The sequence below is a fragment of the Streptomyces sp. NPDC006512 genome (genome assembly GCF_040611935.1).
Lineage (GTDB): Bacteria > Actinomycetota > Actinomycetes > Streptomycetales > Streptomycetaceae > Streptomyces.
The window spans coordinates 117,992-137,141 of record NZ_JBEXPG010000005.1 but is presented as its reverse complement, the minus strand read 5'-3'; the positions used below and the strand labels follow the sequence as shown (position 1 = coordinate 137,141).

Genomic DNA, 19,150 nt, shown 5'->3' with positions numbered 1-19,150 from the left:
CCCCTTTCTGCGTTCCCGCCATCGATCGCGGGCGACACCCCAAGGATCCTTAGGAGGCTTTGCGCGGGGGACCCGTGACCGTCCACTGGTACTGACAACAACTATCAGGAGGACTACATGTCTCACGACGGAGCCCGCACGACGTCGTTCTGCCCCGACTGTCGGCGTCCGGTGGCGGAGCTTACGCACCCCGTCACTGGGCTGCCGCAGCCGCCCGTCCACTTCACCGTTGAGGGCGAGCCGGTCGACTGCCCCGAGTAGCAGGCCATACCCCGACCCCAAACGTCGCAGCGCCCGCCCCGGCCGAAGCTGGGACGGGCGCTGCGCGGCGCGTGCCCAGGAAGGCGCACCGGTCTCGGGGCTACGCGGTCAGGTCGATTTCGACGATCGCGGACGGGCGGAGGATCTCCAGACCGAACCGGCCCTCGAAGCGGAACGTGACGAGGTTCCGCTGGAAGTCCGAGGCGCCCACGTCCTCGCCGAGTGCGTCCGGCCGGTAGATGTTCTCCGACCAGTCCAGGACGCCTTCCTGGCGGACCTGCAGCCGCATCTGGGAGAAGTCCGCCAGGTGCGCCGTGCCGGTCGTCGCAGCGTCCGAGACGACCACCGGAACGCCCCACAGGCGACGGCTGGCGGCGTTCACCGCGGGTCCGGCCGGACCGTTGTAGTAGAACCGGCCCTCGTTGTCCTGCAGGAGCTCGAACGCCTCCCAGTCCTCCGGCGTCATCACGAACCCGGCGCGAGCCAGGTAGCCGTACCGCTCGAGCCTCGTCACCGCCTTACGGGCGGTCGTCAGGATGTCCGTGACGAAGGCCTGCGACTGCGACCCGGACACGTTCGCCATGCCGGTCATGTGCTCGCCCGACCCGGACCCTTCGAGGATCTCCTCCTCGAGGGCGACGTCGAGGCCGAGGCGCATCTCCTGGTCGATGAACTGCCGGAGCATGCCGATGTCGTCGAGATCCTGCTTGGCGATCGGCTCCGACAGGTGCGCGATCGTCCGCACCCGGTCGTCGACACGAGCCAGCGTGTACACCGACGTCGGCTTCAGCGCGCCGGCGGCGACGACCGCGGCGTTGTTCGTGCGGACCGTCTGCCGCAGGTACGCGAACCGGCCCGTGGTGTTCCGCACCGTCGGGATCAGCTGCCGAAGCGACAGCACCGGGACGTCGATGCGAACCGGGTCCGGGTTCAGGGGGACGTTCACGGCGATCGTGCCGCCGGCGAGGATGCCCTTGTAGCCCTGGGCGCCGCCGAGGGCCTTCACCATCGTGTCGGCCCAGTCGGTACCGCCGGAAGCCTTCACCCTCGGGTGCATCAGGTCGGTCTTCTGCTGGTTACCGGGCGCGATACCCTCGCCGAGCTCGATGAGGGCCTGGCGCATGGTTGCGTCGGCCCCCTTGGCAGCCTCGGCCTTGGCCTCGGAAGCCTTCAGCGCCGACTCCGCCTCAGGGGGCTGCTGGGCCTTCAGAAGGCCCGCGAGTTCGGCAACCTGGGCCTTCAGAGCCGCGATGTCCTCGGTGTGCGCCATGTCCTGCTCCAGTTCTTCCTCGGTGACTCCCTCTGAGAGGGCCTTCGTTCGCGCCTCGAACATGGCGCTACGCGCCTTCACTGCCTCGCTGTACGCCGTTTCAGCGGCATCGCGGCCCTTGGCCGAGCCCTGCTGTCGGAGTGCTTGCTCGTACCGCTCCTGGGCCAGCTGGAAGCCGTCCACGAAAGCGGACTTGACGTCGTCGGTGCGGGTCTCCTGGTTGGCCCCGATGATGCACGGCGAGACCTCATGCAGCTTCAGCTCGCGCAGCTCGTACACCTTCCGGCCGTCGCGCTCGGCGAAGCCTCCCGACTTCACGTCGTAGGCAAACGACCAGTTCTTGATACGGCGGCCTTTCAGCAGCTTGTACACCTGGGCGCCGTTCGGGCTGTCGAGGTCCAGTTGCGCGGTCACCTGCAGTCCCTCAGCGGTTTCCTCCGCCTTGGTGACATGCCCGATGACCATGTTCGGGTCGTCCATACGGTGCGACCACAGGACCGGCATCGAATTACCTGATCCCTGCCAGTCGTCGAGAGACTTCTGGAAAGCGCCGGGGAGGACCACATCTCCTACGCTGTCCTCGTTTCCGAAGACGGATACAAGCGCGGTCACAGTGCCGGTATCGCCGTTCTGCTCGGCCGCCTTCACGACGGCCCGAGCCTCCTTTACCTTCATATGTCTGTCCTTGCCGCAGGCCGGCCCGAAACGGGGCTGAGCCTGCTCGGAAAAGGCGCGATGCACGCCCCCGGAGACATGGCTGCGACAGGGGCATACGAGGGGGAATGCTGGCGGTCAGCTAGCGGGCCCCGAAAGGGGCTGGCTGTGACGGCCGCAGAGTTAGCGGCGGGCCCCGGCGCGGCGGGCAGATGCCTACGCGGCGCCGAAAGGCTGGCCTGATCACATGCTACGGCAGGCAGTGGATGATGCGCGAGACCTCAATTCCACCGCAATACCAGGTCGCTTCATAGTGCGCACAGGCGCAGGGAAACCAGACGATCCGCCGCACGCCGGTCCCGTCAGGTTCGAGGAACCAGTGCGCGCCCGAACCGTCGAGCAGCTGCCCATCCGTAGCGTGTGTCCGCCACGGGCCGGGCAGCGGCATGTCGGCCGGCATCTCCAGCATGACTTCCGCGGCGATACGCAGACCCTGCGGCTCCGAGCCGTCCACGGGGTGAAGCTTCATATCCGCCTCCAAAGCCGCTCGTCCCAATGCTGAATACCGGGTTCCGAAGGATCCAGCTCCAGGAATTCGTAGTGCTCACCGGTCAGCCAGTGCGGCCTGTCCGTCGGAACCTTCAGCGGCTTCCGCTTCTTCGTCGGCTCCGCTTGACCTGTCTCATCGCCTGTCTGTTTCGTCATCATTCCTCCTTAGACCCCCTATGTGGCTTTCTGTGCAGCGGCGTTTTTCACTGACCTCGGCGGCGCCCCTGTCGCGACTTCCAGCGATCCGCGGGCCCCTACCCCCCACCGGTCGCCCGCCGGGCGAGTCGTCGCTGGTTGCCGCGTGCGGCTTCGGCCTTGGACTTGTCGGCGTGGCAGGGTTCGGCGTGGATGAGGCCGAGGTTGTCGAGGTCGGTGATGGCGCCGCCCTCGGCGACTGGTCGGATGTGGTCGAGCTGCAGCGTCTCGCCCTCGTCGGGTTCGCCTCCGCAGTAGTGGCAGCAACCGTTGTCGCGGACGCCGACGCGCCTCTTGAGTGAGCGCCACGTACCGCTGCTGATGCCGTAGCGCTCGCGCATGGTGGTTCTGTTGGCCCAGGCCTTGCGCTTGTGCTCGTCGCATCGGCCGCTGACTGTGGCCATCTCTTTGCACAGTGGCTGTGTACATCTGCTTGGTGGTGCGGTTGGCATGAGCTGTGCTCCTTCGGTGTGGGGTGTGTGGGTTCCTGCCGGCTGTGGCCTTCGGGGTGGTGCGCGGGCCGGCCGTGGGCCCCCGGGGGTGGTCGCCCCCGGGGAACCTGAGTGGGGTGGGGGGGCTATGCGGCTAGGGGGTGGGGGGTGTGGTTCGGGCAGACGGGGGCGTGTGCGTCGAGGCAGGGGCTGCGGTTGTCGGTGTGGAGCCGGGCACCGCATCCGTTTCCGCAGAGCCGGTACTTGCCGCGGCGGACCGTGGTCGAGCAGGCCGCGCACAGGAGCGGCTGACGCCGGTGGCGGGGACTCACGTCTTCTCCTTCGGGCTGGCGATGTACGGGTGGACGTCGAACTTCGGCGAGGGCTTCCGCCCGCGCCTGGCGGTCTCGGGCGGCGGGATCAGGGCGAGCCAGCCGTACTCCTCCAGCTGCAGGAGGACGTCGTTCATGACGTCCATCTCCGTCGCCCACTCGCGACCTTTAAGGGCCTGCCAGGCGTCACGGGCGGAGAAGGAGTCTCCGGGACTGCTGCGACCCCGGAGCCAGCCGACGACGTCTCGGAGCGGCTTGACGGCACCTTCGCGGTTCTTGCCCATGAGGTCGAACACGGCGCGGGCATGCGAGATGAAGTACGGGGTCATCGCGAGGACGTCCGCGATCCGCTGGTGGCTGATCTCTCGGGCCCCGGGGTCCTCGTAGAGGCTGAGGCACGCCGCGACGCGGATGAGCTGGCCGCGCAGCTTCCCCGCCCAGTCGGCGAGGTCGTGCAGGTCCCCGCCGGGCTTCCGTCGCTTGGCGAACGCGTTGTAGAACTCCCCGAACGCCTTCCGGGCCGGTTCCGACAGCTCGATCGTCAGGACGTCGGGGCTGGCCCACACCTGCTTGATGAGGTCCCGGATCCGGTGGTCGTAGGCCTGGGCGATCTGCGCGGGGATGGGCGGGGATTCGAAGGTGTCCGTCTCCGTGGGCGCAGGCTTCGCGTACAGGAACCGGCCCAGGAGGCCGGACTGCCTGAACTCAGGGTTCTGCTTCTCAAGCCCGGAAATGATGCCGGGCTGCACGATCAGACCGAGCGCCAGGAACGTGTGCGACATCCGCGCGGACGCCCGACCGGTCCGGTCGATCGTGTACGGGCCGCCCGTGTACGCCTCCAACAGCAGATCAGTGTTGGCCTTGCCGTTGTTGCCGTACAGGCCAGCCGCGACCTTGAACAGGCCACCCTCGGAAGCCAGGGAGCCGATCCGGCCTCCCTGCTCGTACATGCGCTTGGCGAGTGCTTCGAGGGTGATGTCACGGACCAGGAGCCGGGGCAGCTCCGGGGCGTCGCCCAGCTCGAGGAGCTTCACGCGGGCCGCCTCGGCGTCCGCCTCGGCCGACAGCCGCTTGTCTCTGTCGGAGTTGGCGGCGTTCTGCTCGGCCTTGGTCATGCGGGCCGTGGTGATGCGGATCTCCTGGGCGGTCGCCTCGACGTCAGGGCGGGCTGCCTCCATCAGCTCCTCCTCAATTTCCCGCAGGGGATTCGCCGCGGCGTTGAGGGCCGGGGTCTTCTTCTCGGAGGAGTCCGCCAGGGCCGCCAGGTACAGGGCCGTCGACTCCTGCCAGTCGGATTTCACCTGCACGCGCCGCCGGCCGCCGGTTGCCGTGGAGATGGTCGCCAGGGCGGCGAACGCCACCAGGTCGACCGGCACCTGCAGGGACTCGGCGGCCGCGGTGACGAACTCTCCGAGGCTGCCCAGGGAGGTGACAGGGAACGGCGGGACCGGGGCCGCCGCCAGGGAGACCGGCTCATCCCAGCCGCCATCAAGGATCTGCGTCCCAGAAATCCCAGAACTCGAATCCGGTCCCGTTCCCTGAGACGGCACCGCCATTGTGGGATTTGTGGGATGCGAATCCGGGGTGAGCAGATCCTCGTATCCGAGCCCAGCCGCAAGGTGATCCGAGACGTCCTTCCCCCGCGCGGGCTCCAGCACCCGGACCGGGATCCCAGCGGCTTGGACCGACGCCACGACGGCCGCGGCGTGCTTGGCGCCCGGCTCGTCACGGTCACGGATGACGATGACTTCGGAGGCGCCGGCCAGGGCGCGGGTGTAGTCGTCGCTCCACTTCCCCGCCCCTCCCACGTTGCAGGTGGCGGTGGCGCCCGTGGCCCTCAGGTTGTCGACGTCCTTCTCGCCCTCGACGACGAACACCGGGCCGCCGGCCTTCACCGCCTCGAGGACTTCGGGGAGTCGGTAGAGCACCCGGCGGATGCCGGACACCCCGGCCGTGCCGTTGGGCCGGTACTGCCGGAACGTCTTGCGTTCCCCGTTGTAGCCCGGCTCGATGCGCCGCACGAGGAACAGCACCTGGCCGTGCTCGTCGACGTAGGGGTATTCGGCGACGACCTGGGGGCGGTCCCGCTTCGGCAGGGGCTCGTCGAACAGGTCCGCCATGGTCAGGCCGAGGGCGCCGACGACGTCCTCGGTCGCACAGCCGGCGTGGCAGTTGATGACCACGCCCTTGGCGCCGTTGGTGACCGAGAGGGACGGCGACCGGTCCTCGTGGGCGACGCACTGCCAGGCCGTGCCGCGGCCCTTGCTGCCGTGCGCGTCGAGAGCGTCGGTGACGCGAGCGAATGCGCTCATACGGTCACCGCCTCCACGCGCAGCTGCACGACGTAGGTGAGTCCGCACGGGCCGGTCTTGAGGACAGAGCGCACGAGCGGGAGAGGCGCGCGGTGCAGGTGCGGGTGACCGCACCCGGGGCACCGCTCGACCTTGACCTGCCGGTGCCACTTCCTCGACCGGGACCTGTACGTGTCCAGTCGACCCGCTACACGCGGGGGGTCTCCCTGGGCTACGGTGGCTGCAGTCGACCCGCCAGCCGCGGAGACTTCCTGAGAAGGGCCTGTTGCGAGCAGGCCCTTCTTTGCGTCTCGGATCATGCGGCGGCGCCCCCGTTCTGCACAGTGCGCTCGTCCAGCCACTTCTCGATGGCCGACCGGCGGTAGAAGACGCGGCCAGCGCGTCCCTCCGAGGTCTTGAGGTACGCGGGGCCGGCCTGCCGCCAGCGCCGTTCGGCCAGCGACTGTGTGCTTCCGAAGATCGGGTACTGCTCACACACCTGCTTCGGAGTCAGGAGCTCATCCCGCTGCGATGCGATGTCGGTCTTCACTGGCGGTCCTTTCGGAGCTTGCCTTGTTGCTTACATGCATCAACTGATGTCATGCTGCACCTATGAAGCTGAGAGTAGCGCATGGTCGCTGTGATTCAAGCCCTCCCCTGGTGCATACGCTGTTGGGCATGAGCGAGCAGCAGCGTGGACGACGAGCAATCGAGACCGGCCCGACGGGTAAGACCGTCGCCGACAACCTGGCCCGACTGCGGAAGCTGCGGGGGTTCACGACGCGCCAGCTGTCTGGACTCCTGGAGCGAAACGGCCGACCCATTCCCGCCTCCGGGATTACCCGCATGGAGAAGGGCGAGCGTCAGATCACGGTGGACGAGCTCACAGCGCTTGCCGTTGCGCTCGGAGTCTCGCCCACGACGCTGCTGCTGCCGGCGAATGCTCGCGGCGGCAAGGACGAGAACGGCATTCCTCAGCACGCCCGGACGGAGGTGACGGGCGCCGGTGAGGTCGACGTGATCAGCGCTTGGCGCTGGGCCTGGTGCGTGGACCCCCTGACCCTCGACCCGGACCTCGGCGAAGAGGAGGCCCACCGCTTGGTCATGGACTTCCTGCTGAACTCCCGCCCTGTGGGACTGCTGACGACCGAGGGGGACGACCGTTTTATGTCGTCGGCGGTTGGTACACGCAAGAGGGGAAGGCCCGATGGCCCGAGTGTGGATTGAGGACCGGGAGACCCACGCGGACTACCAGCTGGCCATTGAGGGGTGGCAGGCGGCGAAGCGGGCCGGTTCCAAGCGTCAGCCGCCGGGTAGGTGGCGTGTCCGTTGGTACGGGCCGGACGGGAAGGGGAAGGCGAGGACCTTCCAGAAGCTGCCGCAGGCCGAAGCTGAGGTCCACGCCCTGACGGCCAAGCTCGACAAGGGCTCGTACCGTGATCCGAAGTCGGGCAAGGCTGCGATGAGGGTGGTCGCCGAGGAGTGGCACGGCTCCTTGCGGAAACAGGGCCGTCGAACCCGCGACGACTATCGGGAGCTGCTGGACCTCTACGTGGTTCCGAAGTGGGGCGACTGGCAGACCGCGGCAATCCAGTGGGCGGACGTCGACCAATGGGTGACCGAGCTGTGCACCACCCCTGGGAAGCGGGGTTCCACCTTGGGGCCGGATCGCATCAAGAAGACGTACTACGTGCTCAGCAGTGTCATGAAGCACGCGGTCAAGACGCACCGAATCTCAGCCAGCCCCTGCCACGAGCATGACCTGCCCCGTAGCGACGACCAGGATGACCACGTCTACCTCACCCATGACCAGCTAGAGGCGCTCGCAGCACAGGCCGGCCGCTACGCGACGTTCGTCCGGACGCTCGGGTACACCGGCATCCGGTGGGGGGAAGCCATCGCCATCAAGGTGGGGCGAACGCAGCTCAGCGACCGCCGGATCCGCATCCTGCAGGCGTACTCCGACATTGACGGACATCTGGAGCTGGGCCCGGTGAAGAACCACGAGAAGAGGTCGGTACCCGTTCCTCGCTCGTTCGCCGAAGAGCTGAGGCCGCTGGTCGTCGGCCGCCCCAGGGACGCCCTACTGTTCACGGCACCGGAGGGTGGCCCCATGCGTTACCCGAACTTCCGGCGCCGGGACTGGGACAAGGCAGTGAAGGCGGCCGGCCTGGACGACCTGAACCTGACTCCGCACAAGCTGAGGCACACGGCCGCTTCGCTGGCCATCGCAGCCGGCGCAGACGTGAAGGTGGTGCAGACGATGCTGGGCCACAAGTCGGCAGCCATGACGCTGGACGTATACGGGCACCTGTTCCCGGACCGTCTGGATGAGGTCGCAGACGCCTTGGACCTGGGCCGCGCCGCCGCTCTTCTCAGGCTGGGAGCGCCAATCGTGGCGGCGTAGCGGGCTGTGGATCATGTACAGAATGCGTACTGCCCCCCGGATGGGATCCGGGGGGCAGGTTCGCGATCAGGGCCGTGACCTGCACGGACCTCACTGTGCCCCCGGCAGGATTCGAACCTGCGACACCCGCTTTAGGAGAGCGGTGCTCTATCCCCTGAGCTACGAAGGCGGAGACCGCTGACAGCCTAGCGGATCAGGATGCGGGTGGTCGCCCCGATTCGGGGTGGGGGCGGCAGGGGTGGTGGCCGGAGTGTTCGGCCGGGGTGTTCGGGCGGTGGTGGGCAACCTCCTTGGCAGCGGCCCCATTCGGGCCGGGCGGGGCTACGGGAACCGCAGCGAGGCCGCGACCGGGAGGTGGTCGCTCGCGGTCGGGGGGAGGGTGTGGGCGGAGACCGGGGTGAGGCCGCGGACCAGGATCTGGTCGATGCGGGCCACCGGGAAGCGGGCCGGCCAGCTGAAGCCCGGGCCGGCGCCCGCCGCCTCCTGGGCGGAGCGGAAGCGGGACATCAGCGGGGCCAGGGCGCGGTCCGCGGTGGTGCCGTTGAAGTCGCCGACCAGCAGGATGCGCTGGGCGGGGTCGGCGCGCAGGGCGGCATCGAGGTTCCGGGCGGCCTCGTTGCGGCGTTCGGTGGTGAAGCCGGCGGGGCGGAGCCGGACCGAGGCCAGGTGGGCGACGTAGACGCTGACGGGCCCCTTCGGGGTGTCGGCGGTGGCGCGCAGGGCGCGGGTCCACGGCATGATCGGGACGGCCTCGGCGTCGCGCAGGGGGTAGGTGCTCCAGAGCCCCACCGTGCCCCGCACCACGTGGTACGGGTGCGTCGCGGCCAGGGTGCGTTCGTAGGCGTCCGTCGCGGGCGGGGTCAGTTCCTCCAGGGCGATCAGCTGCGCGCCGGACGCGGCGACGGCCCGGGCGGCGCCGGCCGGGTCGGGGTTCGCGTCGTCCACGTTGTGGGTGACCACGGTCAGGTCGGCGGGGCCGCCCGCGCCCCGGTCGGTCAGCAGGGTCGTGCCGTGCAGCCCGGTCCAGGTGAGCGCGGGCAGCAGGACGGCGGCCAGGGCGGTCCGCGAGCGGCGCGCCAGCGCGCCGGCCAGCAGGGGCAGGACCAGCAGGCCGGTCCAGGGGAGGAAGGTCTGGACGAGGCTGCCGAGGTTGCCGGTCGCGCGGCCGTTGGGGATCCAGGGGTTCAGCAGCATCACCAGGGCGGTGAGGAGGCAGAGCCCGGCCAGGATCCGGCCCCGGGCGGAGGAGACCGCCCCGCCCCCGGGCCGCCCGGGACCGGCCGTCACGGCGGCCGCCGCGTCGGTGCCCGCACGTCGTGCGGCCGGGTCGGGAGCGCCGGAAGGGCGGCCCGGGTCGGGCGCGCCGGGCGCGCCGGGCGCGCCGGGAGGGCGGCCCGGGCCGGGAGCGCCGGGAACGCCGGGAGCGTCGGGCGCGCCGGGAGGGTCCTGGCGGGGTATCGCGGTCATGCCTTCGAGGACGCCCGGGACCGGCCCGGGGTTCGCCCCCCGGCGGCGCGGCGGAGGGGATCGCGCCGCGACGCCGCCGGACGGCCGTGCCTACGACGCCTCCTGGCGGGCCGTCACGGGCTCACACCCCCATCGGGGTGTGCAGTTCCACGACCAGCTCCACCTCGACCGGCGCGTCGAGCGGCAGCACGGTCACCCCGACCGCGCTCCGGGCGTGGATGCCGGCGTCGCCGAACGCGGTGCCGAGCAGCTCGCTCGCGCCGTTGACCACGCCCGGCTGGCCCGTGAACGACGGGTCGCTCGCGACGAAGCCCACGACCTTCACCACCCGCTTGACCGCGGACAGGTCCCCGGCGACCGACGCCACGGCGGCGAGCGCGTTCAGCGCGCACTGCCGGGCCAGGTCCTTGCCCTGCTCCGGGGTCACACCGGCCCCCACCTTGCCGGTCAGCGGCAGGGCGCCGTCCACCATCGGCAGCTGGCCGGAGGTGTACACGTAGTGGCCGTTCAGCACGGCCGGCACGTACACGGCGACCGGGGCGGGGGCGGGCGGCAGCGTCAGCCCGGCCGCGGCCAGGCGCTCTTCGGGGGTCGTGGGGGTCACGGTCACGACGGGCTCCTTCGGGGGAAGCGGACGATGGGTTCGACCATGCCCGGCTCCCGCGCCGAAAGCCGCCGAAAGGCCTCCTCCACCCGGGTGAAGGGGAATGCGCGGGTGGTCATCACGCGCCCCGGCGCGGGGGGCCGGAGGGCCGGACCCGCCGGGCCGGGCGGCCCCGTCCCGGGGGCCGCCGGCCCGGAGCCGCCCGCCCGTCAGGGCCGGGTGATCCGTACCTGGTAGCTGCCGTTGCGCAGTTCGCCCACCACCGAGACGCTGATGCCGGACTTGTCGTCGGTGAAGGTCTCGCCCGGCACGTACGGCGCGTCCGACAGCTCGGCGTGCACGTTCGGCCGCCGGGTGCAGCCGCCGCTCTCCACCGCGCTGTCCCGCACCGTGACGGGGCCGCGCCCGGTGTCGACGTCCGAGTCCACCTTGTAGATGAGCACGCCCGGCTTGCAGACGGCCTCGTCGTTCCCGGCCCGCGTCCGCACCTCCACCGCGTACCCGGAGCTCTCCGACAGCGGGACGAAGGCCAGCTTCGTGCCGCCCTCCACGGCCAGCGGCGACAGGACGTGGTCGCTGACCCCCGATTTGGAGGCGCAGCTGATCTGCTCCCCGTCCAGCCACCCCAGCTTCCACTTGTGCCAGCCGAGGAGGTCGTTGTTGGCGCCCCAGTCCTCGCTCATGATGTCCCAGTGCCCGACCGTGCCGCCGCCGTCGGCGGTGTACAGGTCGGGCAGTCCGAAGACGTGCCCGTTCTCGTGGGGGAGCACCCGGTAGCCGGTCTCCCGGTAGGAGCCCGAACCGTCGTCCTGCCGGCTGTAGACGAAGGACGTGTTCGCGAGCGGTACGCCGTCGGCCACCGGTGCCTCGCCGTTGCCCGAGAAGGTCACCGACAGGACGGTGTCGAGGGCGGACGGTCCGGCGTTCGGCGTGACCAGGACGTTGACCAGGTCGTACTTGCCGAAGTCGACGTCGCTGTCGGCGGCCTTCGCGATGTGCTCGACGAGCTGCCGGTAGCCGGGCTCGTACGGGGACCCGCGCCCGATCCCGTACGCGGCGAACGGCATCGGCATCCGCAGCCAGTCCCTTATCGGCGCCTCGGCCCGGTAGGTGAGCCGGCCGTAGGAGCTGATCCGGAACCAGTCGGAGGTCTGGGGGAAGAACTCCGACAGCCGGTCCATCGCCGTGCCCTCGCCCTTGGCGTCCGGGAAGTCGATCATCAGGTTCAGTGCGCGCACCTCACCGGTCGAGCGCGAGTACCCGGGCGGCGTCGGCAGGCCCTCGGACATCTGCACGCCCATGGTCCCGGTGATCCGGCAGGGCGCCAGCACCGACTCCGCGGTGGTGGCCACCGGACCGGCCGCCGAGTGCCCGCGGCCGGATATGCCCGTGCTCGCGGTCGCCGTCACGCCGAGGGCCAGCGCGGTCAGGCCGATGAACGCGCTGGTGCGGCAGGGTCTGCGTATCCGGTGGCGGGTCTGCGGCATGGAGATCGCCTTCGGGTCCGCGGCAGCCGGCCGGGTCCGGTCTGCGCTCTGTCCGCCCACCCTCCGACGGCTGCGGCGCGCCCGCGCGCCGGGAGCGTCCAAACGGGACCGGGCCCCCGAACCGGCTTGTGACCCAGCTCACACGGACGAGTGAAATAACCGGGGACTGGATCCCCGTTTGCACGTACGTCGCACGAAGCGGGGACCGTTTCCCCGTTTCATCCGGCCGCAGCCACCGCGGTACCCGCCGCCGCCGTACTCGCCCCAGGAAGGCCCCCGGAATGAAGAGCCCGACCCGCACGCGCACCGCCGCTCCGGCGGCGGCCGTGGACCTCGCGGAGCAGGCCGTGGACCTCGCGGCGCAGACCGTGGACCTCACGGCGCAGACCGTGGACCTCACGGCGGCGGCCGTGGACCTCACGGTCCCGGCGCCGGAGCGGGCCGCGGGCCCCACCCGGCTTCCGAAGCCGCGCGCGGACGCCGTGCGCAACCGGGAGCGGATCCTGGTGGCGGCGCGCGAGATGCTGGTGGAGCACGGCTCGGAGGCCCCGCTCGACGAGATCGCCCGCCGGGCCGGCGTCGGCAACGCCACCCTCTACCGGCACTTCCCCGACCGCGCCGCCCTCGTCCACCACGTGGTGCTCTACGTGACGGGCCGGGTCGCCGCCCTCGCCGACGAGGTCCTCGCCGAGGAAGCGCGGGCCGAGCTCCCCGACGCCTTCGCCGCGCTCTGCCGCTTCGCCCACGCGGCGGCCGACGAGCGGATCGGCGCCCTGTGCCCGATGCTCGCCGGCGGCTTCGACCACGACCATCCCGAACTCCTCGCGTCCCGCGACGTGTTGGCGGAGGCCGTCGAGGCCCTCGTGGCCGCCGGGCAGGACGGCGGACTGGTGCGCACCGACATCGGCGCCGGCGATCTGATGGTCGCCCTGTCCCAGCTCAGCCGACCCCTCCCCGGTACGGGCTGCCCGGACGCGGACCGGTACGCGCACCGTCACCTCCAGCTCTTCCTCGACGGCCTGCGGGCTCCGGCCCGCTCCGAACTGCCCGGCGCCGCGGCCACCTTGCAGGACCTCAGACGGAAAACCACATGACGTACAAAACCCTCATTAAGTAGTCTTTTCAGTCACCCCGCACAGTGAAGTAGGTACCCCCATGTCAAAAACCGCCGTGACCGCGCCGCCGGTCGCCGCCGATCCCAATCGGTGGAAGGTGCTCGTCTTCATCGCCCTGGCGCAGCTGATGGTCGTCCTCGACGCGACCATCGTGAACATCGCGCTGCCGTCCGCCCAGACCGACCTCGGCATCTCGGACGGGAACCGCCAGTGGGTCATCACCGCGTACGCGCTGGCCTTCGGCGGACTGCTCCTCTTCGGCGGCCGCATCGCCGACAAGTGGGGCCGTAAGAACGCCTTCGTCATCGGTCTCGCGGGCTTCGCCCTGGCCTCCGCGCTCGGCGGCGCCGCCACCGGCGAGGCGATGATGCTCGGGGCCCGCGCCCTCCAGGGTGCGTTCGGCGCGCTGCTCGCACCGGCCGCGCTCTCGCTGCTGGCCGTCAGCTTCACCGACGCCAAGGAGCGGGCCAAGGCCTTCGGCATCTACGGCGCGATCGCGGGCGGCGGCGGCGCCGTCGGCCTGATCCTCGGCGGCTTCCTCACCGAGTACCTGAACTGGCGCTGGACGTTCTACGTGAACATCCCCTTCGCGATCGTCGCCGCCGTCGGCGCCTGGATGGTCATCCGCGAGCCGGCCGGCTCCCGCAACGCCGCGAAGCTCGACGTCCCGGGCGTGGTCCTCTCGACCCTGGGTCTCGTCTCGCTCGTGTACGGCTTCACCCGCGCCGAGTCCGAGGGCTGGTCGGACGGGGTCACCATCGGCCTGTTCATCGCCTCCGCGGCGCTGCTGCTGGCCTTCGTGTACGTCGAGTCCAAGGTGAAGTCCCCCCTGCTGCCCCTGCGCGTCCTGCTGGAGCGCAACCGCGGCGGCGTCTACCTCTCGCTCGGTCTGGCCGTCATCGCGATGTTCGGCCTGTTCCTCTTCCTCACCTACTACCTCCAGGTCGTGAAGGGCTTCTCGCCCGTCAAGACCGGCTTCGCCTTCCTGCCGATGATCGTGGGCATGATCACGGGATCCACCCAGATCGGCGCCCGTCTGATGACCCGCGTGCCGCCGCGCCTGCTCATGGGCCCGGGCTTCCTGATCGCCGCGACGGGCATGCTGCTGCTGACCCAGCTGGAGGTCGGCTCCTCCTACCCGGCGCTGATCCTGCCGGCGCAGCTGCTGCTGGGCCTCGGCATGGGCACGGCCTTCATGCCGGCCATGTCCCTGGCCACCCACGGGGTCGACCCGGCCGACGCCGGCGTGGCCTCGGCCATGGTCAACACCTCGCAGCAGGTCGGCGGAGCCATCGGTACCGCCCTGCTGAACACGATCGCCGCCTCGGCGACGACCGCGTACCTGACCGACCACGCGGCCGAGGCCGCGGCGGGCGGACCGGCGGCGCAGCTGGTGCAGGCGCGGGCCATGGTCGAGGGCTACTCGTCCGCGATCTGGTGGGCCGTCGGCATCCTCGTGATCAGCGCGACCATCGCGCTCACCCTGATCAACACGGGCCGTCCCGGTTCGGGCGCGCCGGTGGCCTCCGGCTCCGGCTCCGAGGACGCCGAGTTCAAGGTCCCGGTGATCGCCCACTGACGCGGCTCCCGGTGCGGGAATGACTGATCACCCCGCTTCGTTCAAATTTGAACGAAGCGGGGTTAGTCTTTTGTCCGGCGGCCCGGCTCCGTACGGCGGCCCGGCAGGCCCCGTACCGAACTCCCGACGACCGAGGAGCGCCCGATGACCACCGCGCCCACTCCCGCCCGCATGCCGGCGCTGTACCTGAGCCACGGCGCCCCGCCGCTGGCCGACGATCCGCTCTGGCCCGCCGAGCTCGCCGCCTGGTCGGCGGAGCTGCCCCGGCCGCGCGCGATCCTGATGGTCTCCGCCCACTGGGAGGAGGCCCCCCTGGCCCTGGGCGCCACCGAGCCCGTCCCGCTCGTCTACGACTTCTGGGGCTTCCCCGAGCACTACTACGCGGTGCGCTACGGGGCCCCCGGCGCGCCGGAACTCGCCGCCTCGGTCCGCTCCCTGCTGCGGGCCCCCGGCACCCCCGTCCAGGACATCCCCGACCGCGGTCTCGACCACGGCGCCTACGTCCCCCTGGTCGAGATGTACCCCGAGGCCGACATACCGGTCCTGCAGATCTCCCTGCCGACGCTCGACCCCGCCCGCCTCATGAACATCGGCCGCCGGCTCGCCCCGCTGCGCGACGAGGGCGTGCTCATCGTCGGCAGCGGCTTCTTCACCCACAACCTGGCCGCGCTGCGGCACACCGGCCCCGGCGTCCCCGGCTGGTCGGCGGAGTTCGACGCGTGGGGCCGCGAGGCCCTCGCCGCCGCCGACGTCGACGCCCTGCTCGACTTCGAGACCAAGTCCCCGGCGGGCCGCCTGGCCCATCCCCGGACCGAGCACTTCGCCCCGCTGTTCGTCACCCTCGGCGCGGCCGAAGCCGACCTCGCCGCCCAGCGCACCCCGGTCGACGGCTTCTGGATGGGCCTCTCGAAGCGCTCCCTCCAGTTCGGCTAGCCGCCGCGGGGCGCCCCGGTGATCGATTCGTCGACCGTGAACCCCTTGGCGGGTCCCGTGGGGATGGTGACCGCGGTCCCGTAGGCCGCCCGGACCTCGTCGTCGTAGACGGCCTTCTCGGGATCGGGTGAGCTCAGTACCGTGACGGTGCCGCGGTCGTCGTGGTCGTCGATCAGGAGGTAGACCGGGATGCCGGCGCGGGCGTAGGCCCGCCGCTTGCGGATCCGGTCGCGGGAGACGCTGTCGTGACCGGGGGAGACCACTTCGACGACCAGCTCCACGCCGGAGGCCATGATGCCGATGCCGTCCTCGGTGACGTGTTCCCGGGCGTCCTTCGGTGCGATGAACAGGTCGGGGATCGAGACCTTGCGCCCGTGGACGACGTTCATGTCCTGTCGCGCGGCGTAGCCGCTGCCGGCCAGGAACACCACGAGGGCGTCACGCAGGACGTTGGCGGTCTCGCCGTGCGAGAAGCGCCCGGTGGATGACACTTCGATGTTCCCCTCGATGATCTCGGCGTGGAAGCCCTCGGGGAGTTTCTCGACTGCGGCTCGCCATGCGAGCCACAGGGCCTCGTCCAGATCTGAAGGGGGTGTGGCGGTCTCGCGGGCGAGAGCGGTCATGGGTGCAGCACCTCCTCCTCAAGTGTGGGCGCCGCCGGCCGGGCGGCACAAGCGACGCCCCCGACCTTGGGTGGGGCCGGGGATGGGCCGCAGGAGTGCGACCCCGGCTCACTCGGGCGGGTGGCGGGGCGGCTTCAGGGGCTTCTCGTACCAGCGGACGTCCCAGTAGCGGCCGAACTTCCAGCCCGCTTCGGTGAACTCCCCGACGCGGCGGAAGCCGTACCGCTCGTGCAGGCGCACCGAGGCCTCGTTCGGCAGGGCGATGCCCGCGAACGCCCGGTGCACGGGCTCGTCGGCGAGCGCCGCGAAGAGGGCGTCGTAGAGCAGGGTGCCGATGCCCCGGCCCACCGCGTGCGGGGCGAGGTAGACGCTGACCTCCACCGAACTCGCGTACGCCGGTTTGGGGCGGAAAGCGCTGCTTGTCGCGTATCCGGCCATTCGCTCGCCAGTCCAGGCAACCAGAAGCCGGTGGGGGCCGTCTTCAGGGTGGGAGTGCAGCCACGGCCGGCGCTGTTCCGGGCTGAAGGGGACCGTGTCGAATGTGACGGCGGTCTCACGGACGTAGTGGTTGTACAGCTCCGTGAGGCCCGCAAGATCCGCCTCGGTTCCGGGCCTGACCTGCACCCCTTCGATTTCTCGCGGCATCGCGCCCCCTGAGTGTTCGGGTGATGGCGGGGCAGGATACTGCAAGATCTCGAAAAAGAGGGAGCACCGTGGGAATTCTGTCCCGATTCCAGTCGTTGTTTCCATCGGAAGCGGGCACTCGGGAGAGTGTCCGAAGGACGGACCGCCGCACCACCAGCGGCCCCGGGCCGTCCACCAGCCGCACCGCGACCGACTCATCGCATCGCAAGGGAGCACGCATGGCAACCCGCGCCGTCGCCCGTCGTCAGTCCACGAGCAGCGCCCGCTCCGTGGGCGGGGAGATCGCCGACCGTGACCTGGTCGGCATGTACCTGGACGAGATCGCGCGCACCCCGCTGCTCGACGCCGCCAGGGAAGTGGAGCTCTCGCAGATCATCGAGGCGGGCGTGTACGCCCGGCAGATCCTCGACGAGGCGATAGAGCGCGAAGGGGAGGCCCCCGCGCGCGAGGAGCTGGAGGCCCTGGCCGCCGAGGGCGAGCGCGCCAAGGAAGTGTTCATCCGCTCCAACCTCCGCCTGGTCGTGGCCGTCGCCCGCCGCTACCCGCGCAGCGGCCTGCCCCTCCTCGACCTGATCCAGGAGGGCAACGCCGGCCTGGTCCGCGCCGTGGAGAAGTTCGACTACGCCAAGGGCTTCAAGTTCTCCACGTACGCCACGTGGTGGATCCGCCAGGCCATCACCCGCTCCATCGCCGACCAGTCCCGCACCATCCGCCTCCCCGTCCACCTGGTCGAGGAGCTCGGCCGGATCCGCCGGGTGCAGCGCGAGTTCAACCGCGAGAACGGCCGCGACCCGGAGCACGCGGAGATCGCCGCCGAGCTGGACACCACGGAGAAGCGCGTCGGCGACGTCCTGGACTGGGCGCGGGACCCGGTCAGCCTGAACATGTCGGTGGACGACGAGGGCGACACCCAGTTCGGCGACCTGCTGGAGGACACCTCCGCGATCTCCCCCGAGCAGTCCGTGCTCTCGCTGCTGCGCAGCGAGGAGCTGGAGGACCTCCTCGGCAAGCTGGACCAGCGCACCGCGTCCATCATCAAGATGCGGTACGGCATCGAGGACGGCCGCGAGCGGACGCTGACGGAGGTCGGCAAGCAGCACGGCTTGACCCGCGAGCGGATCCGCCAGATCGAGAAGCACGCGCTGCTCGAACTGAAGCGCATGGCCCGCGACACCGGCTTCGACGCCGTGGCCTGACCGGCCCGCGTCACAGCCCCCCTGACGAGCCCCGGTACCTACCCCCCCAGGTGCCGGGGCTCCCTCACGCCGGGTCGACCGGGTCGCCCCGCGCGCCGGCTCCGCCCCACCCGCGCCGGCTCCGCTACACCCGTGCCGCCCCCGACAGCCGGGCCGCCAGCGTCCGCGCCGCCCCGGCGAGGAACTCCGGCTCCCGCACCGTGAACGGGAGCCCCGCCAGCGCCAGCCGCGCCGCCAGCCACTCCGGGGTGTCCGCCGTCTCGAAGCGCACCCGGGCGCCGCCCGCCTCCGCCTCGGCCGCCTCGCGCAGCCAGCCCGGGAGGTCCTCCGGAGCCGCCGCGAAGGACACGTCGACCCGGTACCCCTCCCCGCCGCGCAGCCCACGCCGGACGAACTCCGCCGCCTCCATCGGCAGCTCACGCGGCGCGAACCGGGCCCCGGTGGCGAAGGGCTCGCTGACCCGGTCCATCCGGAAGGTCCGCCAGTCCTCCCGCTCCAGGTCGTAGGCGACCAGGTACCAGCGGCTCCCCGTGCTCACCAGCCGGTACGGCTCCACCTGCCGCCGGGTGTCCGCCCCGTCCCGCGCCCGGTACGCGAACCGCACCCGCTCCGGCCCGGCGATGGCCGCCGCCATCGTCGTCAGCGTCCGCGGATCCACGCTCGCCCCGTCGCCCCGGGTCACCGCGACCGTGGCCGACTGGAGCGCGCCCACCCGGTGCCGCAGCCGCGACGGGAGCACCTGCTCCAGCTTCGCCAGGGCCCGTACGGAGGCCTCCTCGACCCCCTCGATCGCGTGCCCGGCCCCCGCCCGCAGCCCCACCGCGATCGCCACCGCCTCCTCGTCGTCCAGCAGCAGCGGCGGCATCGCCGCCCCCGCCACCAGCCGGTACCCGCCCTCCGATCCGAGGGAGGCCTCGACCGGGTAGCCGAGGTCGCGCAGCCGGTCGATGTCCCGCCGGATGGTCCGCGCGCTGACGTGCAGCCGCTCGGCGAGCTCGCTCCCGGGCCACTCGCGCGGGGTCTGGAGCAGGGACAGCAGGGTGAGCAGCCGCGCCGGGGTGTCGTTCATGGCTCAAGGCTGCCACCGAAATAGGACACCATCTGACCTACA

Annotated in this window: 18 protein-coding genes and 1 tRNA gene; 6 read left to right on the top strand and 13 right to left on the bottom strand. The window is 71.0% G+C overall.

What is annotated here, in order from left to right:
• Positions 1-361: 361 nt before the first annotated feature.
• From ABZZ17_RS05480 to ABZZ17_RS05455, 6 genes are all read right to left on the bottom strand, one after another.
• Positions 362-2,206, bottom strand: a complete 1,845-nt coding sequence (locus ABZZ17_RS05480) for an HK97 family phage prohead protease (protein WP_356872257.1) — start codon at positions 2,204-2,206, stop codon at positions 362-364.
• 229 nt (positions 2,207-2,435) lie between these two features.
• Positions 2,436-2,714, bottom strand: a complete 279-nt coding sequence (locus ABZZ17_RS05475; RefSeq protein ID WP_356872255.1) for a hypothetical protein — start codon at positions 2,712-2,714, stop codon at positions 2,436-2,438.
• A gap of 274 nt (positions 2,715-2,988) precedes the next feature.
• Entirely contained in the window at positions 2,989-3,270 is a 282-nt protein-coding gene (locus tag ABZZ17_RS05470) for an HNH endonuclease signature motif containing protein (protein WP_356872253.1), read from the bottom strand.
• A 236-nt stretch (positions 3,271-3,506) separates the two neighbouring features.
• Positions 3,507-3,692: a hypothetical protein gene (locus ABZZ17_RS05465; protein ID WP_356872251.1), complete on the bottom strand. Its 186-nt coding sequence runs from the start codon at positions 3,690-3,692 to the stop codon at positions 3,507-3,509.
• Complete coding sequence (locus tag ABZZ17_RS05460) at positions 3,689-6,004, bottom strand: DUF3987 domain-containing protein (RefSeq protein WP_356872249.1); 2,316 nt, start codon at positions 6,002-6,004, stop codon at positions 3,689-3,691. The genes ABZZ17_RS05465 and ABZZ17_RS05460 overlap by 4 nt, the downstream gene beginning before the upstream one ends.
• 295 nt (positions 6,005-6,299) lie before the next feature.
• Positions 6,300-6,533: a DNA-binding protein gene (locus ABZZ17_RS05455; RefSeq protein ID WP_356872247.1), complete on the bottom strand. Its 234-nt coding sequence runs from the start codon at positions 6,531-6,533 to the stop codon at positions 6,300-6,302.
• A 128-nt stretch (positions 6,534-6,661) separates the two neighbouring features.
• Here ABZZ17_RS05455 and ABZZ17_RS05450 point away from each other — a divergent pair, with 128 nt between their 5' ends.
• On the top strand, positions 6,662-7,210 hold the full coding sequence (locus ABZZ17_RS05450; RefSeq protein WP_356872245.1) for a helix-turn-helix transcriptional regulator: 549 nt from the start codon (positions 6,662-6,664) through the stop codon (positions 7,208-7,210).
• The gene (locus ABZZ17_RS05445; RefSeq protein ID WP_356872243.1) at positions 7,191-8,390 is read left to right on the top strand and encodes a site-specific integrase; all 1,200 of its coding nucleotides are present in this window, start codon (positions 7,191-7,193) and stop codon (positions 8,388-8,390) included. The genes ABZZ17_RS05450 and ABZZ17_RS05445 overlap by 20 nt, the downstream gene beginning before the upstream one ends.
• Before the next feature lie 96 nt (positions 8,391-8,486).
• On the opposite strand, the gene ABZZ17_RS05440 is transcribed toward ABZZ17_RS05445, so the two are convergent.
• From ABZZ17_RS05440 to ABZZ17_RS05425, 4 genes are all read right to left on the bottom strand, one after another.
• Positions 8,487-8,559: transfer RNA gene (locus ABZZ17_RS05440), tRNA-Arg, on the bottom strand.
• A 152-nt stretch (positions 8,560-8,711) separates the two neighbouring features.
• Positions 8,712-9,857 carry an endonuclease/exonuclease/phosphatase family protein gene (locus ABZZ17_RS05435; RefSeq protein ID WP_356872241.1) on the bottom strand — a complete coding sequence of 382 codons (1,146 nt, stop codon included), beginning with the start codon at positions 9,855-9,857 and terminating at the stop codon, positions 8,712-8,714.
• A 121-nt stretch (positions 9,858-9,978) separates the two neighbouring features.
• Positions 9,979-10,461: a RidA family protein gene (locus ABZZ17_RS05430; protein ID WP_356872458.1), complete on the bottom strand. Its 483-nt coding sequence runs from the start codon at positions 10,459-10,461 to the stop codon at positions 9,979-9,981.
• A gap of 209 nt (positions 10,462-10,670) precedes the next feature.
• A complete protein-coding gene (locus ABZZ17_RS05425; protein ID WP_356872239.1) occupies positions 10,671-11,948 on the bottom strand; it encodes a M6 family metalloprotease domain-containing protein in 1,278 nt (425 codons plus the stop codon).
• Between the two features lie 281 nt (positions 11,949-12,229).
• Here ABZZ17_RS05425 and ABZZ17_RS05420 point away from each other — a divergent pair, with 281 nt between their 5' ends.
• The 3 genes from ABZZ17_RS05420 to ABZZ17_RS05410 all read left to right on the top strand — a co-directional run bounded on the left by ABZZ17_RS05420 (position 12,230) and on the right by ABZZ17_RS05410 (position 15,575).
• Positions 12,230-13,042, top strand: coding sequence for a TetR/AcrR family transcriptional regulator (locus ABZZ17_RS05420; protein WP_356872237.1), 813 nt, complete (start codon positions 12,230-12,232; stop codon positions 13,040-13,042).
• A gap of 61 nt (positions 13,043-13,103) precedes the next feature.
• On the top strand, positions 13,104-14,642 hold the full coding sequence (locus ABZZ17_RS05415; RefSeq protein ID WP_356872235.1) for an MFS transporter: 1,539 nt from the start codon (positions 13,104-13,106) through the stop codon (positions 14,640-14,642).
• A gap of 144 nt (positions 14,643-14,786) precedes the next feature.
• Positions 14,787-15,575 (top strand): class III extradiol ring-cleavage dioxygenase, encoded by a 789-nt coding sequence (locus ABZZ17_RS05410; protein WP_356872233.1) that lies wholly within the window; start codon positions 14,787-14,789, stop codon positions 15,573-15,575.
• Here ABZZ17_RS05410 and ABZZ17_RS05405 read toward each other — a convergent pair.
• Together ABZZ17_RS05405 and ABZZ17_RS05400 are read right to left on the bottom strand one after the other, a co-directional pair.
• A complete protein-coding gene (locus ABZZ17_RS05405; RefSeq protein WP_356872231.1) occupies positions 15,572-16,198 on the bottom strand; it encodes a Uma2 family endonuclease in 627 nt (208 codons plus the stop codon). The genes ABZZ17_RS05410 and ABZZ17_RS05405 overlap by 4 nt on opposite strands.
• 108 nt (positions 16,199-16,306) lie before the next feature.
• The gene (locus tag ABZZ17_RS05400) at positions 16,307-16,843 is read right to left on the bottom strand and encodes an N-acetyltransferase family protein (protein WP_356872229.1); all 537 of its coding nucleotides are present in this window, start codon (positions 16,841-16,843) and stop codon (positions 16,307-16,309) included.
• Between the two features lie 218 nt (positions 16,844-17,061).
• Between ABZZ17_RS05400 and ABZZ17_RS05395 the strand changes: the two genes are divergently transcribed.
• Positions 17,062-18,039 carry a sigma-70 family RNA polymerase sigma factor gene (locus ABZZ17_RS05395; protein WP_356872227.1) on the top strand — a complete coding sequence of 326 codons (978 nt, stop codon included), beginning with the start codon at positions 17,062-17,064 and terminating at the stop codon, positions 18,037-18,039.
• Between the two features lie 124 nt (positions 18,040-18,163).
• Here ABZZ17_RS05395 and ABZZ17_RS05390 read toward each other — a convergent pair whose 3' ends face one another.
• The gene (locus tag ABZZ17_RS05390) at positions 18,164-19,108 is read right to left on the bottom strand and encodes a transcriptional regulator (RefSeq protein WP_356872225.1); all 945 of its coding nucleotides are present in this window, start codon (positions 19,106-19,108) and stop codon (positions 18,164-18,166) included.
• Between the last annotated feature and the right edge of the window lie 42 nt (positions 19,109-19,150).

Bases quoted from the DNA above. Each gene is read 5' to 3' on its own strand.
- ABZZ17_RS05480 (WP_356872257.1), bottom strand. From the start codon at position 2,206: ATGAAGGTAAAGGAGGCTCGGGCCGTCGTGAAGGCGGCCGAGCAGAAC.
- ABZZ17_RS05475 (WP_356872255.1), bottom strand. From the start codon at position 2,714: ATGAAGCTTCACCCCGTGGACGGCTCGGAGCCGCAGGGTCTGCGTATC.
- ABZZ17_RS05470 (WP_356872253.1), bottom strand. From the start codon at position 3,270: ATGCGCGAGCGCTACGGCATCAGCAGCGGTACGTGGCGCTCACTCAAG.
- ABZZ17_RS05460 (WP_356872249.1), bottom strand. From the start codon at position 6,004: ATGAGCGCATTCGCTCGCGTCACCGACGCTCTCGACGCGCACGGCAGC.
- ABZZ17_RS05450 (WP_356872245.1), top strand. From the start codon at position 6,662: ATGAGCGAGCAGCAGCGTGGACGACGAGCAATCGAGACCGGCCCGACG.
- ABZZ17_RS05445 (WP_356872243.1), top strand. From the start codon at position 7,191: ATGGCCCGAGTGTGGATTGAGGACCGGGAGACCCACGCGGACTACCAG.
- ABZZ17_RS05435 (WP_356872241.1), bottom strand. From the start codon at position 9,857: ATGACCGCGATACCCCGCCAGGACCCTCCCGGCGCGCCCGACGCTCCC.
- ABZZ17_RS05425 (WP_356872239.1), bottom strand. From the start codon at position 11,948: ATGCCGCAGACCCGCCACCGGATACGCAGACCCTGCCGCACCAGCGCG.
- ABZZ17_RS05420 (WP_356872237.1), top strand. From the start codon at position 12,230: ATGAAGAGCCCGACCCGCACGCGCACCGCCGCTCCGGCGGCGGCCGTG.
- ABZZ17_RS05415 (WP_356872235.1), top strand. From the start codon at position 13,104: ATGTCAAAAACCGCCGTGACCGCGCCGCCGGTCGCCGCCGATCCCAAT.
- ABZZ17_RS05410 (WP_356872233.1), top strand. From the start codon at position 14,787: ATGACCACCGCGCCCACTCCCGCCCGCATGCCGGCGCTGTACCTGAGC.
- ABZZ17_RS05405 (WP_356872231.1), bottom strand. From the start codon at position 16,198: ATGACCGCTCTCGCCCGCGAGACCGCCACACCCCCTTCAGATCTGGAC.
- ABZZ17_RS05400 (WP_356872229.1), bottom strand. From the start codon at position 16,843: ATGCCGCGAGAAATCGAAGGGGTGCAGGTCAGGCCCGGAACCGAGGCG.
- ABZZ17_RS05395 (WP_356872227.1), top strand. From the start codon at position 17,062: ATGGCAACCCGCGCCGTCGCCCGTCGTCAGTCCACGAGCAGCGCCCGC.
- ABZZ17_RS05390 (WP_356872225.1), bottom strand. From the start codon at position 19,108: ATGAACGACACCCCGGCGCGGCTGCTCACCCTGCTGTCCCTGCTCCAG.